This is a genomic window from Herbaspirillum sp. GCM10030257 (assembly GCF_042666555.1).
Lineage (GTDB): Bacteria > Pseudomonadota > Gammaproteobacteria > Burkholderiales > Burkholderiaceae_D > Noviherbaspirillum.
Genome location: NZ_JBHTDH010000057.1, coordinates 1 through 15,625, shown reverse-complemented (window position 1 = coordinate 15,625; position 15,625 = coordinate 1). Strand labels below are relative to the sequence as shown.

The window sequence follows — 15,625 nt, the reverse complement described above, 5'->3', positions numbered from 1 at the left end:
GAGCTCGACATCCTGCTGCAGAAACGCCGGGACACCGCGGCCGCCAAACGCTTCTTCCAGCGGCTGCCAGCCCAGTATCCAAATGGCCCACGCAAGATCGTCACCGACCAGTTGCGCAGCTATCCAGTCGCGAAAGCAGCGCTGCCCGCGCTCGCCGGCGCCAAGCATGTCTTCGTCAAAGCGGTAGCGCGGGTCAACAACCGTGCCGAGAACAGTCATCAGCCGACACGGGAACGCGAGCGGCGCATGAAGGGTTTTCGCTCACCACGACGCACTCAACGATTCTTGTCGAGCTTCGGGTCAATCCGCCAACATTTCGCCATCAACCGTGAACAACTCGGTGCTGTTCGTCATCGCAGTGAGCTGACCAGACGCTTCGCGGCTTGGCATCAGATCACTGGAGCCACCCCAAATCCGTCTACTGCACAATGAGTGCCACTCGACCAGCGGTCTCTTTACGTCCACGACGCTAAGTTGACAGGGCCGTCTTGACTGCACTTGCAGACCCGCAGCTGGGGGCTGTCAATCGTCACCTTGCCGAAAACCGTTCGATATCGGACCGTATGCTTGGCTTTGATGGACAACGCTGCGCCGCACTGCGTGCAAGTCTTGGAAGCGGCCACAAAACCGTGCGCTTGTGCGTTGACTAAAGCGCGCTGCGCTTCGTGCACTAGAACCGTAGGATGTCAAAAACCCAGCTCAAAAAACGCGAAACTTTATTTATGTAAAATGAAGATCCGATGCCGACCGATCACTATCTGACCTATGTGGTTCCAACGATCGAAAGTCTGGAATAGACAATCGGCCTGCCGTTCAGGCGCCCTCATTAGGGATAAGAATGGATCGAATTTCGTGTCCCGTGTGCTCAACATGCAACCTCAGCGCATGTTGTGCATCTTTTACCTTATTTTCTTTACACAGGGTTAGTATCTCGATGTGGTCGTCTTGGGATTGGCTGCGGTAACCGGTGCGCGACCAGAGCAATCGGAGATACGGTTCTAGGCTAGTTCGCAAGCGGTCAAGGATCGCTACCGTGCGCGGCTTATTGGCTTTTCTATAAAGCGCTTCATGAAACTCCAGATTCAAGGCGAGCTGCTCTTCGACCGTCCGGGCCTTTTCTAGTTTTTTTATCGCCGCTTCAGCTGCATCAAAATCGTCTGGCCCCATATGCGGAATCGACGCTTCAATCAGGGCACACTCCAACGTGGCGCGTAAATCCGTGATCTCTTCTACCTCGGCCGCAGACAGCGAGTAAACCACCGCACCCTTTCTTGGTGTGACTTCAACTAAACCCTCTTCGGCCAACAGCCGAAACGCCTCTCGCACGGTGGCTTGGCTTACGGCAAATTGCTTAGCGATGCCATCTTGGCGTAACGGTACGCCCCCCTTCAATACCCCTTTCAAGATAGCTCCGCGCAGCGCATCGGCGACCGACACCGTTGCCGGTTGCCTTCGCGTAATGGCATCTTTTGCAAGTGAATCAAGCGCGTTCATGTAATTCCTTTCATTTCAGTCACTATAACAAAAGGCCTTGACATTGTCGATTATCGATAATAACCTTGCTTACTACCGATTATCGATAATCGATTTATTGAAAGGAAGGGCTTTTATGGGCATTAATCTTACGAATTACGACGCACTGACGTTCGACGTCTACGGGACTTTGATCGACTGGGAGCCGACGATCATTTCGTTGTTTCACAGCACCGCTGACCAGTACGGCGTAAAGTTATCCGACGAGCAGCTGCTCCTCGAATTTGATAAGGCGCGAGCTGAGCTGCAGCGCCGGCGCCCCGCCTTGCTATACACGGATGTCTTGCGTAATGCATATGCGCAGTTCTGCGAAACCTACCACATCCCACAAAACGCGAAAGAACGTGAGGTATATGCCAACGCGGTGATGTTGTGGCCGACCTTTGACGACACTAAGGAGTCTCTCGCCTACCTACAGCGCCACTTCAAAATCGGCTTGCTAAGCAATATCGATGACGAGTCAATCTTGTTCTCGGAGCGCAAGTTAGGCATCAAAGCTGATGTCGTCGTCACTGCCCAGCAGGTCGGCGCCTATAAGCCTGACCATGCCCACTTCGGGGCTGCCTTTAAAGCCTTCAAAAATCTCGGCATTCCCAAACAGCGCATCCTCCACGTCGGTCAGAGTCTGCGCGCAGACGTAATCCCGGCCAATCAGCTTGGTATCCCTAGTGTATGGATCACTCGTCCCGGACGCAGCCTCGGATCCCGCCCAGAAGACGCTGTTGGCGCCAAACCTGACTTGACGCTGCATTCATTACACGAACTGGCCCTCTATCACCAGGCACACGCATCCATTAGCGAAGCTAGCTAGGAAGCACCCTATTCAAGGAGAGTTGACATGCTAAAGCCCACTATAAATATTATCGCATCCGTCGTAGTCCTGACCATTTCGGCTATTGCCCCATCGATGGCAGGTGCTCAAACAGCAGACCAAGTATTAAACCGTATCAAAGAGACCAAGACTGTCACAATCGGCTACCGTGAATCCAGCATCCCATTTTCATTCTTGGATGCTAACCAAAAACCGGTGGGTTATTCACTCGACATTTGTGCCGCAGTCGTGGAAAACCTCAAGAAAACCATAGGGCTGCCAAACCTGACCGTGAAAATGCAAGCGGTCGACTTATCCACGCGCATTCCTCTGATACAAAACGGCACCATTGATATGGAGTGCGGCTCAACAGTCAACACTCTCGCCCGCCAAAAGCAGGTGGACTTTTCCTACGTGACCGCTGTTGCAGCTGACCAAATCTTGGTGAAGGCGGCGTCACCGGTCAAGGAAATTGAAGACCTGGCCGGAAAAGCAGTCGCGCTACCGACTGGTTCCACCAGCGCACGGCTAGTCCAAGCCCTGAACAACAAGAAGCAGCTCGGCATGCGCTTCCTGTTCGTTAAAGATCAGGCAGAAGGATTTCTGGCAGTCGATACCGGCCGTGCGGAAGGCTACATTACCGATAACGTCATCCTTTACGGTCTTCGCAAGCGGGCAAAACAGTCCAACGAGTTCCGGGTCACAGGGCGCCCCTTGTCTTACCTCCCGTACGGAATCATGGTTGCCAAGAACAATTCGACCTTGCTGGCAGTGATCAACCAGACTATCGCCGAAAAGGCGCACTCCGGCGAGGCCATCGCTATGTACGACAAGTGGTTTGACCAACTGAAAATGCCACTCGACCCGCGGGCGCAAGTGGCCTTCGAACTGAATGCCATTCCGGAATAAGCCGAGCTAGGACAACCATGAAAGTCATTGTGATTGGTGCCGGTGTAGTCGGCATGGCCACTGCCTATTATTTAGTTCGGCACGGTGTTGATGTCGTTGTTGTAGACGAACAATCCAACGCTGGAGAAGGCACCAGCAAAGGTAACGGGGCGCAACTTTGCTATAACTATGTTGCACCCCTGGCTGGTCCGGGCGTGATTGGCAAGCTCCCCACATGGTTGACCGACCGAGATTCACCTGTGCGGTTCTCACCGACGCTCGATGTGCACCAATGGCTTTGGTGCCTGGAATTCCTGCGCCGCTGTAACCGCAGGGATTCCGAGCGTACCACTCAAAGCTTACTAAAGCTGTCGCACCTGAGCAGCAATCTCATGGCAGAGTTTTCCAGCGAAGTGCCGATCAATTTTGATTACACAACGGAAGGGAAACTGGTCGTTTATTCGAACTTGAACAGTTTTGAGTCCGCGAAACAGCAAGCCCAACTTCAAAAGACTCATGGTTCCAATCAGTTTGTGATTGGTCCGCGTGAATGCCTCGATATGGAGCCGACCCTAGGGCCGATCGGTAAAAAGCTTGTCGGTGGTATCTTCACCCCAGACGACCATACCGCGGACGCTCATCTATTTTGCCGAGAACTAAATGACTACCTGTCAGAAGCGCACGCCAGCTATCAGTTTGCGTCAGGCCACAAAGTCAATTCAATCATCACGCATGGGAACAAGGCAACAGGCATTCGGACCAACAATGGGGATATGTATGCTGACGCCGTCATCGTCGCGACCGGCATCACCACGAATCCTTTGTTACGGACAGTGGGTCTACGCGTACCTATTTATCCGATACGCGGCTATAGCATCACGCTTTCAATTCAAGATAAGGCGAAACTACCACGCATCAGCGTAACTGATTATGACGAGCGCATTGTCTATGCGCCCATCGGCGCGCGGTTACGCGTAGCTGGTATTGCGGACATCGGTGGGTACGCCAAACAAATTGACCTACGCCGCATTGCTGTGCTGGAAGCACAAGCTAGACAAGTGTACCCGGTATCAAAGCATGAGAATTTGTCACCATGGTGTGGCTTGCGGCCGGCAACGCCGGCAGGCCTGCCAATATATGGGCAATCTTCGATAGAAGGCCTGTTCCTGAACGTGGGACACGGTGCGCTCGGATGGACTCTGGCGCTAGCGACTGGCCATATAGTGGCCTCAGATGTCTTAAGTATCCTTCCGCGAAATCCATAATATCCACATCCTAAAGGAGAAAACATGAGAAAGCGCACGCTTTCAGGCGTTATGCCGGCCGTTACCACGCCATTCAACAATGAAGGTGGAGTGAACATTGATCGCCTTATCGATCGATGCACCTGGCTGCTGCAGAACGGGTGTGACGGCATCAACATTCTGGGGACGACCGGTGAAGGTCTGTCGCTTTCGATCCACCAGAGACTAACGGTCATGCACGCTATTGCCCAATCAGACCTGCCACTATCGCGTTTGATGGTGAATACCGGCGCCACAGCCCTTGAGGACGCACAACAACTCACAAAACGAGCGGTCGAACTCGGGTACGCTGGCGTGCTGCTTCTTCCCCCGTTCTATTTTAAAGGCTTGAGTGAGGAAGGAATCATCAATTTTGTCTCGTGCGTGATGGACCACGTCGACCGACACAGCTGCAATCTTTACCTGTATCACATGCCGGCCTATACCGGCGTTCCCTACACACCGGAAATCGCCCTGCGTTTGAAGGATAAGTATGGGGGGGCAATTGCCGGTGTAAAAGACAGCACAGGCGATCTCGCTGTCTCGGACGCATTTGTAGCGCGCGTGCCCGACTTTGATGTTTTTCCGAGCGCCGAGAGCTCACTCGATCAGGCAAAAACCAGAGGCTTTGCTGGATGCGTATCCGCTACCGTTAACGTTACGGCTCCACTTGCTGGACGATTTTGGCGTGGCGAACGCGGGGCGAACGAGGCTTTGGTAGCAGCAGCCGAAATCCGCAAGGCGATTCAGGGCGTACCGCTGTTGGCCGGCGTCAAGTGGATGGTCGCCCGGTCCACGCAAGACAACGAGTGGAACAATATGCTCCCCCCTATTGTTCCGCTTTCCAAAGCTCAAGTCGAGCAGTTGGCGCCGGTCTTCGAAAAATTTGCAGATGATATTAAAGCTGCTTAACACTTTTGTTCCGCCCGTGGCCACATTTCATCTGCTTAATCGCATTCCACACGCATAATATCTAGGACCATTATCATGAATTACAACTGGAACTGGCCCATATTCCTCAGTATGGCGCCCGGGGCGGGCTATAACTATTTCCAGTCGCTTTTGCTGGGCACTGGCTGGACTTTGGTCACCGCGTGCCTTGCCTTCATTATAGCCCTGTTCCTTGGCACCGCCGTCGGAATTGGGCGAACGCTGCCGTCTCGCACCATCCAGTGGATGGCCAATGTGTACGTCGAAGTGTTCCGGAATATACCGCTGCTTGTGCAGATGTTCTTGTGGTTTTTTGTATTCCCGGAACTCGTTTCAGAACGGCTCGGCCAATGGCTTAAGACGAACGAGTACTCCTCATTTGCGACCGCAGTGGTGTGTCTTGGCATTTTTACCTCGGCACGGATTGCTGAGCAGGTCCGCTCCGGCATAAGGTCACTATCCAACGGACAGGCTAAAGCGGCACTGGCTATCGGCCTGAGCTTGCGCCAAGCCTATCAGCTAGTCCTGCTGCCGCAAGCCCTCAGACTCGTTATCCCGCCCATGACGTCTGAAATGGTAAATATAGTGAAGAACACTTCAGTGGGACTGACCATCGGCCTCATGGAACTCACGGCCCGGACTCGCGAAATGCAAGAGATGTCTTTCCAGGTATTCGAAGCGTTTCTCGCGGCGACGATCATCTATTTAGTTATTAACACGGCAATTGGATATGGTATGGGGAGGCTCGAACGCTTCTATGCCAATAAGACCAAGCACACTGTCTTGGTAGACGTTGCTAATTCCAATGTTCAAGGAGTTACTGCATGACGATCTTTGACGCTGACTTCACAGTGATTCATGCGAGCTGGGAATATCTCTTTAAAGAGGGACTATTATTTACGCTAAAGTTAACCGGTATCGCTATGGTCGGTGGGCTGCTGTTTGGAACGCTACTGGCCGTTCTGAGGCTATCAAGCAACCGATATATTGCTACCCTATCCGGCGCCTATGTCAATACGATCCGGTCTATCCCGCTCATTCTGGTGATCTTTTGGTTCTATTTCTTGGCTCCATACGTCGCCAGTTGGGTGACAGGAAGCGATAAGCCCGTCTATGTTGGTGCCTTTGCTTCTACGGTCATCACGTTCATTCTTTTTGAAGCATGCTATTACTGCGAGATCATACGCGCCGGTATCGGCTCCGTTGGCGTCGGCCAGAAAGCCGCCGGCGCTGCATTGGGATTGACCGCAGCCCAAAACATGCTCTACGTTATCTTGCCACAGGCGGTTCGCAACATGCTTCCCGTCTTACTGACTCAAACCATCATCCTCTTTCAGGATGTCTCGTTAGTGTATGTGTTGTCGATTACTGATTTCGTCGGGGCGGCCAGCAAACTAGCCCAACGGGAAAACCGACTAGTTGAACTGTATTCGTTCGTGGCATTGGTGTATTTCATCATTTGCTTCACCGTCTCAAGCGCGGCCCGCCGACTGCAAAGCGAACGTATGGCCCAGGTAGTATAAACAGGAGGGAATGACAACATGATCGAAATTAATTCCGTTAGTAAATGGTACGGCAACTTCCAAGTATTAACTGACTGTACGACAAGTGTTCGTAAAGGAGACGTGATGGTGGTGTGTGGTCCGTCCGGCTCCGGTAAATCGACCTTGATTAAGACAGTAAATGGGCTCGAGCCAATTCAAACAGGTGAGATCCTGGTTGACAACATCTCAGTAGGGAATCCGAAAACGAACCTTTCCAAGCTACGGGCACGCATCGGGATGGTGTTTCAGAACTTCGAACTGTTTCCTCACTTGTCCATTCGCGAAAACCTGACGCTTGGCCAAGTCAAGGTGCTGGGACGCTCGATAGATGAAGCAACAGAGAAAGGCCTCAAGTACCTCGACCGAGTTGGATTGCTCAAGCATAAAGACAAATTTCCTGGGCAACTTTCTGGAGGTCAGCAGCAACGTGTAGCGATTGCACGCGCCCTGTCAATGGATCCGATTGCCATGCTGTTCGACGAACCTACGTCAGCGCTTGATCCCGAAATGATCAATGAAGTTCTTGACGTCATGGTGGGCCTTGCTCAGGATGGCATGACAATGATGGTAGTGACTCACGAAATGGGCTTCGCCAGGCGTGTCGCGAACCGAATCGTCTTTATGGATCACGGCCACATCGTCGAAGACTGTAGCAAAGACGAGTTCTTTGGATCGCCGCGCTCGGAACGGGCGCGTGATTTTCTCGCGAAGATCATTCATTGAGGGAGCATAGGCTGAAATAATGCCGTTCCGCGCCTAGCCTCGAGGCGCTTCACTGCTTCCCAGGAGCCGAAATGGCGCACTGATATCGGTGTTCCAGGGTACGGCCCGCAAAGGCAGGTGCTATTGGTGTAGGAGATCCGGTTAGAGTTGGATACAAACCGTAAAGACCGCTACAACAGCCGCCATCGCTTTCTTCTCACTGGTTGCAGCCGTCCGATTGGACTCGACAGAGAAATTATTGGGCTTTGCCAAAGCAGCCCTGTAACCGCATGGAGATTAAGATCATGCACACCGTCGCATTACTGCAGTATGAAATGGATGCGCTTGTAGATGCACTCCGCCGCGATATGCAAGCTGAGCTGAACCGGATCAGCTCAGATCCCGAAAACGCTGAGGTTCACAAGATCCGGGCGCGCCTGAACATCAGGCTCCTAGAGGCCCTTCGGCCGAAAACGATAGTAATGAATTTCTCGTTCTACAACCAGAAATTCTTCCAAAGTACGCTTGTGGTACAGCGGTAATAACCGATTGGCAATGACGCGACTTAACTTTCCGACGTCGCGGCATCTGAACATCACTTTTGCAAAGGTAGAAGTTATGGAACTAGGACTGCATGGCAAAACGGCGCTCGTCTTTGGTGCGGCCGGTGGGCTGGGAAGCGCAATTGCGCGGGCGCTGGCTTTAGAGGGCGTGAATTTGGTGCTGGCCGATGTTAACGAAGCCTCACTAAGCGATAAAGCGGCTGAATTCAAAGCCGTCGGTGTGGCGGTGATGCCTTTAGTGTGGAACCTCACGGACCTTGGTAGCATCGGCGACCGGTTTCAGCTAATTGAAGATCGCTTTGGACCGGTCGATATCCTCGTAAATAATACAGGAGGACCGCCGCCAACCACGGCGGGTGGTCAGCCCGTAGAACGGTGGCATGAATACTTCCAGACGATGGTTTTGTCAGTTATCGCGGTCACCGATCGCGCGTTGCCCAATATGCGAGCACGGAAATGGGGAAGGATCATTACTAGCACATCTTCCGGCGTGGTGGCCCCGATTCCCAATCTGGGTATCTCTAATACATTGCGCATGGCTCTAGTAGGCTGGTCCAAGACATTGGCACGCGAAGTAGGCTACGACGGTGTAACCGCCAATATCGTGTTGCCAGGAAGGATTGCAACTCCCCGCATTTCCTTTATTGATGAGCAGAAGGCCAAGCGTGAAGGTCGCCCCGTGGACGAAGTGGTCAAGGAAAGTCTGGAGTCAATCCCTATAGGGAGGTATGGTCGGCCGGAGGAGTATGGTGCGGTCGTGGCGTTTCTATCTAGCATTCACGCTGCCTATGTAACCGGCTCAGTCATCCGCGTTGATGGCGGCCTGATTCCTAGCATCTGATGTGCAAGACACGCAGGCTGGGAAATCGGTTTAGTAGCCGCAAATAACCTCCGGAACCCAGCAAATGGAGATGGTCCTTCCGGTTGAACCGCTTCCTCCAAATGAGGCCACTGTTAGCCGTCCAAGTCTGTACGCCCGTCAGACGCAAAGAACCGCAATCAATACGACGCAGATGCCGATCAGAGCTCAAATATGTAATCAATATTGATATTAAAAGGAGATTAATGTGAATAAATTGGATGCTGGCGCCAAGGGTGTGTACCTGATTGCTGTAACACCGTTTGCCGAGGATGGATCGCTTGATCTACACAGTACGGATCGTATGGTTGACTTCTATCTTGATCACGGTGCCAATGGAATCACGATTCTTGGTATTATGGGCGAAGCAGAGAAGCTTACAGCAGCGGAGGCGCGACTATTTACCAAGCGTGTGCTGACACGCGTGAACGGTCGCGTGCCCGTGGTCGTCGGTGCATCATCACCTGGCTTTGCACCGATGCGAGAGCTAACAATGAGCGTAATGGAGATGGGAGCGTCTGGCGTCATGGTTGCGCCCGCACTAAGCGTTCGCACCGATGAACAAATATTGGCCTATTTCGACATGGTCAATGAAATATTGGGCCCGGATATACCTTGGGTATTGCAGGACCATCCAGTATCCACGGGTGTCAAGATCTCTAACGACGTGCTGATCGAGGTGCTGAAGCGCTCACCCAGCTGTGTGATGTTAAAACACGAAGACTGTCCTGGTCTGGGAAAATTGTCGGCAATCCGGGCGGCAAGCGCGCGCGGGGACATTGCGCGGGTATCTATACTCACTGGCAATGGTGGTGGACTGTTTTTGCCCGAAGAACTTATCCGGGCCGCCGATGGTGCCATGACTGGATTTGCGTATCCCGAGATGATGGTGGGCGTTTGCGCGGCTCATGCGGCAGGCGACATTGAACATGCATACGATATCTTCGATGCCTATTTGCCGTTAGCGCGGTACGAGCAGCAGCCCGGCATCGGTTTGGCAGTGCGCAAACACATCATAGCCGAGCGCGGGGCAATTGCTTCACCGACGGTGCGCAGACCAGGACCAAAGCTGTCTGCGGCCGATATCGCAGACATCGACCGCTTGACGAAGCGGCTGGCAAAGCGTTTAATCTCTTTTGGGCTAGATCAGGGATAACGCCGGGAAAAGATGGAGACGCTTACGGGGTAGACTAATGGTATGAGTAAGCTGTCGTTTGCAAATGCAGCAAAAGAGGAATAATGTGGGTGGCGGCAGCGGATGTCTGCGCCGCTTCCCTCTAGCTCGCTCAAGCTTAATTCTTGCCAGAAGTGATAACGGTAGCTGCGGGACTGACCGTTTCTACAACCGTTTCGTTCTAAGTTGGGTAGCAGGCCAATGCCTATGTAGTACGTCTGTATGCCGAAGTGGCCGAACGGCACATCGTCAATTTCCGTAACTTCCCGAGCGTTCAGGAACCTTCGACCGGATTCACTACCAAACGGCCTCATTCCGAGGATCAAATTAGTGATGATGAAAAGTTTGTCCCGCCTGTGGCTACGCGGCATAAAGAAGGCTGTCAAGACACAAAAAAGTCAGAATAGGACACTTGTCAAAAGCATCCTGACAAAACCTGCAAGATCGGCTAAAGCAGCTACAAGACAACCGAGTGTCAAGCCCGCTTCCTTGTCAGCGCCAGCTATCGAGTCCATCAGCAGGAAGGCACCGGGTAAATGGCTGACCTACTTTTATTCCTCGTTCGCCGACGACGGCGTTCTGCCGGGACAACGCATCGGTTATTGGTTATATTTGCCTTCGCATGACACGCCCACCCCTTTGCCACTGGTCGTCATGCTCCATGGATGCAGCCAAACCGCTGCGCAATTTTCGCAAGGAACGCGATTTAACCAGCTCGCCGAGGAAAAAGGCTTCGCAGTCGTCTATCCGCAGCAATCATTGCGCCGCCATCCAACGCGGTGCTGGAACTGGCATGAAAAAAAAGTCCAGGAAGGTCATGGCGAAGTGAAACTGATTGTCGGAATTATTGAGCAAGTCGTGCGCAAATACCGTATGGACCGGACCCGGATTTATATTGCCGGTCTATCCGCCGGCGCTGCACTGGCGAACATCGTTGCCTTGCATTTTCCCGAGATGATCGCAGCTGTCGGCATGCATTCGGGCCCAGCATTCGGTGCTGGACACTCTCGTGTAGGCGCCCTTTCGGTCATGCAGACTGGCGCCGGCAGCCAAGGCCGCCGCGCGATCAACGCTCTGCTAGAACGGACATCCAATATTCCTCCTTTACCCGCCGTCGTGATTCATGGACGGGATGATGCCGTGGTTAGACCGGTCAATGCGAACCAGGTCGCGTTACAGTTCCAGGTACTGAACCGATTAGATTCGGCAGATGCAAAACCAGTGGTCCTCAAGAACGGAAAACAGCGAGCCGGCCGCAACCTTTCCAATCCTTACCGGATACTTGACCATTATCGCGGACGCAAGCTGATGCTGAGAGTCTACGATATCGAAAGGCTAGGACATGCGTGGAGCGGCGGCGATTCCGTTTTGCGTTTTAATGCCAGCGAAGGACCGGATGCAAGTAGGTTAATGTGGGATTTTTTCAAGCGTCACCAGCGTTTGCCTTCTGCTCGCGTGCGTGCCATGTAAAGTGAGCCTGCACGGTTAAAAAGGCAAATTCCGGAAATTATTCCTGGCCCAGGAAACTGCCGTACACCCCGCACCCGAGAATTACTGCACCCACGCTGAGAGCTACGACTGCGCCAGAGATGGATTCGAAATTCGCGGCCAGCGCGCCACTGCATATAACGATTGCGCCAGTCAGCTTCATCAGGCGGTACTCACGACTATCCATATCCCCTCCATTTCCATGGAGCAATTATCTTCTGGTCTGAGCTGTCGCGCTATCCCACATCCATGGGAGGCCTCTTGCTGTCCGTGAAATTGGGACAAGGTCACACACTCTGGCTTTTCCGATTGAGCTTCGCCTCAAGAGAACAAGCTGTGTGTACCGGAGCCGGCGGTGTGAAAACATCCCGACACCAGTTCCCCGAACCCTCCCGTGCAGGGGCTTTTGTCCTCTCACGAAATTGATTCCAACAACGAAGCTTCTTCGCAAACACACGTTTTTCGAGCGAGGGCAGCGTCGTCGATCTTCCGTTATCGTCTGGTGCGAACGGTGCCCTGGAACAGAAGATTTGCCACCCATATGGAATATTGAAAGAACATGCGAAAGGCTATAACCGAGAAATCTCAACGAACGATTTTATGTTGCGTTCTCCAAGCGATCAGTTTGAAACGTCACAACATGTCGTCGCTCCATGCCAATTACGCTAAATAACATTTAACAATGCCGGAGATAGCACATCTCAGACGATCTGAATAACCGTGGTCGCCCGGATTGCGCCCGTGTGAACGTCAATGAGCCTCATGAGGTTCGGTATTGGACTGAACAGCTTGGCGTATCAGAAGCACGAACTGCGTGCGTTGGTATCCGCGGCAGAATCCGCTGCAACTACCGTTCGTGAACATCTCGGAAAGTAAATTGGCACGCCGGTGTATTGTTCTCTGAGCGTGTGTTGAACCAGAGATAGGGACATTTCTCTGAAAACTTTGAAATCAGCCGGTGCAGGCACCCCGATTCAAGCAAGCTTTCAGTAGCAAGCTATGTGTCGGCTTCAGTGTGAAGTGGGGCACTATTCGGGAAAATATTGGTGATGAAGCATATAAACTCAAAACTAAAGGGAGAATGGCTGCGTGGATATCGCTGCCATACGTTATGGGAAGGGTCCCAGCGGCTTGGACGGATCGATGTCGCAGAAGCCGGTGAGGGACTGATCTATAAATGTAGTGTTGGGACACTCTCAAATGAAGTGCACAAGCTCGTAGATGCAAAACGATGGGTAAGCGAACACGTCGTTCGCGACCGGATACAGCTACGTCTTTTCTAGCCAAAGCAAAATGGGCTGACCTCGCGCTGCCGCGAAGTGAGCCCATCTCTGGAATTAAGTACAGCATATAGATTGTACATTTTCCAGAAGCAATATTTCAATAATTACACGACAAATTTAGCATATATCAATGAAGTGGCCGACGGCCATCAGGTCATCAAATAGGTGCGCTATCGTCGCAAAACTGCGCCAAGAACTAACGCACTCCTAAGAAACATAGCGCTTAACCTGTGCTCGCTCCCTGAGATGCTGGGGTCGCAAGCACAGCAAACTTTCCGAGTACGCCGCGCGTGTATCGGGGTGCCGGCTGCTTCCAACTTGCGCGGCGGCGTGCGATCTCGTCGTCTGGTAAGTTTAATTGAATTAATTGTTGTAATGCGTCGATAGTGATGCTGTCTCCCTCCTGAACCAGCGCAATCGTACCGCCTACAAACGCCTCGGGAGTAACATGACCGACCACCATCCCCCAAGTACCGCCAGAAAAGCGCCCATCCGTGATAAGACCAACTGATTCCCCAAGTCCTTTTCCTATGATGGCAGAAGTCGGGGCAAGCATTTCAGGCATTCCAGGGCCGCCTTTTGGACCCAGGTAGCGAAGTACCATCACATCCCCTGCTTTGACCTTATCGCTAAGAATGGCGTCCATGGCCGACATCTCGTCATCGAACACGCGTGCCGGTCCTGTAATGACGGGGTTCTTTAGACCGGTAATTTTCGCAACACAACCGTCCGGTGAAAGATTGCCTTTTAGGATGGCAAGGTGGCCCTGCTGATATATCGCCTTCTCTACCGGGAAAATGACGGATTGATCAGCTCGCGGCTGGTCAGGAATTTCGCGAAGTTCTTCGGCGAGAGTTCGGCCAGTAATGGTTATGCAGTCGCCGTGCAAGAGGCCTGCGTTTAGCAGAATCTTCATTACCTGCGGGATGCCGCCGGCGGCGTGCAGATCAGTCGCCACATATTGCCCGGAAGGTTTAAGGTCACAAATCACCGGCACCTTGCGGCGGATGCGCTCAAAGTCATCAATCGTCCATTCGACCTCGGCGGCGTTTGCAATAGCGAGATAGTGCAGAACTGCGTTCGTAGACCCACCTGTTGCCATGATTACGCTAACGGCGTTTTCGATCGACTTGCGAGTGATAATGTCACGTGGTTTCAGATCACGTTTCACTGCCTCCACCAAGGCGCGTGCGGACGCTGCGGCTGAACTCACTTTTTCCTCATCCGGGTTTGCCATCGTGGATGAATAAAGAAGTGACATTCCGAGCGCTTCAAATGAAGAAGACATCGTATTTGCGGTGTACATACCGCCGCAGGATCCGGAGGAAGGACAGGCATTTCTCTCAATGCCGTCGAAATCTTCCTGAGACATACGCCCTGCGGTGAATTCCCCTACTGCCTCAAACGCAGAGACGATTGTAAGGTCCTTGCCCTTCCATTTCCCGGGCTTGATGGTACCGCCATAGACGTAGATACCAGGGACGTTGATCCGAGCCAGTGCTATCATGCCGCCGGGCATATTCTTATCGCATCCGCCGATGACGACGCAGCCGTCCATCCATTGTCCGTTGACGGCCGTCTCGATGCAGTCTGCAATGACTTCGCGCGAGATCAGGGAATATTTCATCCCTTCCGTGCCCATCGACATGCCATCGGAAATCGTCGGTGTACCAAAAACCTGTGGGTTGGCGCCGCAATCTTTGACGGCGGCTATAGCCACATCCGCCAGTCGTTGCAGTCCTGAATTGCAAGGGGTAATGGTTGAATGGCCATTCGCGATTCCAATCATCGGTTTGTCAAAGTCCTCCTTCTCATATCCCATTGCGTAATACATTGATCGGTTGGGGCTGCGCGCGACCCCTTGCGTGACATTCTTGGAGCGGCGGTTATATGACATGGAGACTCCTTCGTTTTGAAGAAAGGCAAGTTTTGCATTGGCACTGATACCATGCCCGACATTTTCTCGTTCCCATTCTAATCGCTAGCCTGACAGTCGTCAGAGCACTTGAAGGATAAGCAAGTGGAAACTTGCGAAATGGCAAGCTGTGCGACTCACGAAGAGCTTCCAATGCAACGCAGCCACCAGCAGCCACCAGCAGACACGAGCGGACACGAGCGGACAAAGGAGGCGCATTGAGATTAATATCGTAAAACTTATGGACAGGAACTGTTAGCTTACAACCATAACGTGTAAAGTCATCACCACTTTGTTATGGTGCATACGGTGCTCCAGGCTGGTCAGCCACATTCCCAGCTTGTCCCTGCTGCGGTCTAGATGCATGAGCCAGGTTTGTGCGCCCAGCACGAGTAATCGTCGCAGGTAAGCATTGCCGCGCTTGCTAATGCCTGGTAACGTGGGCTTACCACCGGTCGAGTACTGTCGGGGCACCAGGCCAATCCATGCAGCAAGATCGCGACCGTGTTTGAACTGCTTGCCATTTCCAATAGCAGCACACATTGCGCTTGCACCCAAAGGTCCGATTCCTGGAATGCTCATTAATCGCCGCGCTGCATCGTCGCGGTTGGCCGTAGATTCAATTTGCCGTGACAACGATGTAATCCTGAGT

16 protein-coding genes and 1 pseudogene are annotated in these 15,625 nt (G+C 52.7%); 13 read left to right on the top strand and 4 right to left on the bottom strand.

Annotated elements, in window-relative coordinates; genetic code table 11:
* Positions 1-432 (top strand): DDE-type integrase/transposase/recombinase (locus ACFQUU_RS28530; RefSeq protein WP_382251945.1); only part of this gene is annotated, 432 nt, incomplete at its 5' end.
* A gap of 381 nt (positions 433-813) precedes the next feature.
* Here ACFQUU_RS28530 and ACFQUU_RS28525 read toward each other — a convergent pair.
* On the bottom strand, positions 814-1,494 hold the full coding sequence (locus ACFQUU_RS28525; RefSeq protein WP_382251944.1) for a GntR family transcriptional regulator: 681 nt from the start codon (positions 1,492-1,494) through the stop codon (positions 814-816).
* A gap of 37 nt (positions 1,495-1,531) precedes the next feature.
* On the opposite strand from ACFQUU_RS28525, the gene ACFQUU_RS28520 reads away from it, so the two are divergent.
* The 11 genes from ACFQUU_RS28520 to ACFQUU_RS28470 all read left to right on the top strand — a co-directional run bounded on the left by ACFQUU_RS28520 (position 1,532) and on the right by ACFQUU_RS28470 (position 11,757).
* Entirely contained in the window at positions 1,532-2,344 is an 813-nt protein-coding gene (locus ACFQUU_RS28520; RefSeq protein ID WP_382251942.1) for an HAD hydrolase-like protein, read from the top strand.
* A gap of 27 nt (positions 2,345-2,371) precedes the next feature.
* Positions 2,372-3,253, top strand: a complete 882-nt coding sequence (locus ACFQUU_RS28515; RefSeq protein WP_382251941.1) for an amino acid ABC transporter substrate-binding protein — start codon at positions 2,372-2,374, stop codon at positions 3,251-3,253.
* A 17-nt stretch (positions 3,254-3,270) separates the two neighbouring features.
* Positions 3,271-4,497, top strand: a complete 1,227-nt coding sequence (locus tag ACFQUU_RS28510; protein WP_382251939.1) for a D-amino acid dehydrogenase — start codon at positions 3,271-3,273, stop codon at positions 4,495-4,497.
* Positions 4,498-4,521: 24 nt separating this feature from the next.
* Positions 4,522-5,427: a dihydrodipicolinate synthase family protein gene (locus tag ACFQUU_RS28505; protein WP_382251937.1), complete on the top strand. Its 906-nt coding sequence runs from the start codon at positions 4,522-4,524 to the stop codon at positions 5,425-5,427.
* A 75-nt stretch (positions 5,428-5,502) separates the two neighbouring features.
* Positions 5,503-6,273, top strand: a complete 771-nt coding sequence (locus ACFQUU_RS28500; protein ID WP_382251935.1) for an amino acid ABC transporter permease — start codon at positions 5,503-5,505, stop codon at positions 6,271-6,273.
* A complete protein-coding gene (locus ACFQUU_RS28495; RefSeq protein ID WP_382251934.1) occupies positions 6,270-6,968 on the top strand; it encodes an amino acid ABC transporter permease in 699 nt (232 codons plus the stop codon). Before ACFQUU_RS28500 ends, ACFQUU_RS28495 begins: the two co-directional genes overlap by 4 nt.
* An 18-nt stretch (positions 6,969-6,986) precedes the next feature.
* Positions 6,987-7,712 (top strand): amino acid ABC transporter ATP-binding protein, encoded by a 726-nt coding sequence (locus ACFQUU_RS28490; protein ID WP_382251932.1) that lies wholly within the window; start codon positions 6,987-6,989, stop codon positions 7,710-7,712.
* A gap of 284 nt (positions 7,713-7,996) precedes the next feature.
* Positions 7,997-8,233: a hypothetical protein gene (locus ACFQUU_RS28485; RefSeq protein WP_382251930.1), complete on the top strand. Its 237-nt coding sequence runs from the start codon at positions 7,997-7,999 to the stop codon at positions 8,231-8,233.
* Between the two features lie 76 nt (positions 8,234-8,309).
* The gene (locus ACFQUU_RS28480; RefSeq protein WP_382251946.1) at positions 8,310-9,095 is read left to right on the top strand and encodes an SDR family oxidoreductase; all 786 of its coding nucleotides are present in this window, start codon (positions 8,310-8,312) and stop codon (positions 9,093-9,095) included.
* 226 nt (positions 9,096-9,321) lie between these two features.
* Positions 9,322-10,269 carry a dihydrodipicolinate synthase family protein gene (locus ACFQUU_RS28475; protein ID WP_382251929.1) on the top strand — a complete coding sequence of 316 codons (948 nt, stop codon included), beginning with the start codon at positions 9,322-9,324 and terminating at the stop codon, positions 10,267-10,269.
* 507 nt (positions 10,270-10,776) lie between these two features.
* A complete protein-coding gene (locus tag ACFQUU_RS28470) occupies positions 10,777-11,757 on the top strand; it encodes an alpha/beta hydrolase family esterase (protein ID WP_382251928.1) in 981 nt (326 codons plus the stop codon).
* 37 nt (positions 11,758-11,794) lie between these two features.
* Here ACFQUU_RS28470 and ACFQUU_RS28465 read toward each other — a convergent pair whose 3' ends face one another.
* Positions 11,795-11,962 (bottom strand): hypothetical protein, encoded by a 168-nt coding sequence (locus tag ACFQUU_RS28465; RefSeq protein ID WP_382251927.1) that lies wholly within the window; start codon positions 11,960-11,962, stop codon positions 11,795-11,797.
* 556 nt (positions 11,963-12,518) lie between these two features.
* Here ACFQUU_RS28465 and ACFQUU_RS28460 point away from each other — a divergent pair.
* Positions 12,519-12,635 (top strand): DUF3606 domain-containing protein, encoded by a 117-nt coding sequence (locus ACFQUU_RS28460; protein ID WP_382251925.1) that lies wholly within the window; start codon positions 12,519-12,521, stop codon positions 12,633-12,635.
* Positions 12,636-13,281: 646 nt separating this feature from the next.
* Here ACFQUU_RS28460 and ilvD read toward each other — a convergent pair.
* Both ilvD and ACFQUU_RS28450 read right to left on the bottom strand, forming a co-directional pair.
* Entirely contained in the window at positions 13,282-14,955 is a 1,674-nt protein-coding gene (gene ilvD, locus ACFQUU_RS28455) for a dihydroxy-acid dehydratase (RefSeq protein WP_382251923.1), read from the bottom strand.
* Positions 14,956-15,350: 395 nt separating this feature from the next.
* Positions 15,351-15,625, bottom strand: a pseudogene (locus ACFQUU_RS28450) (transposase); the annotation flags it as partial.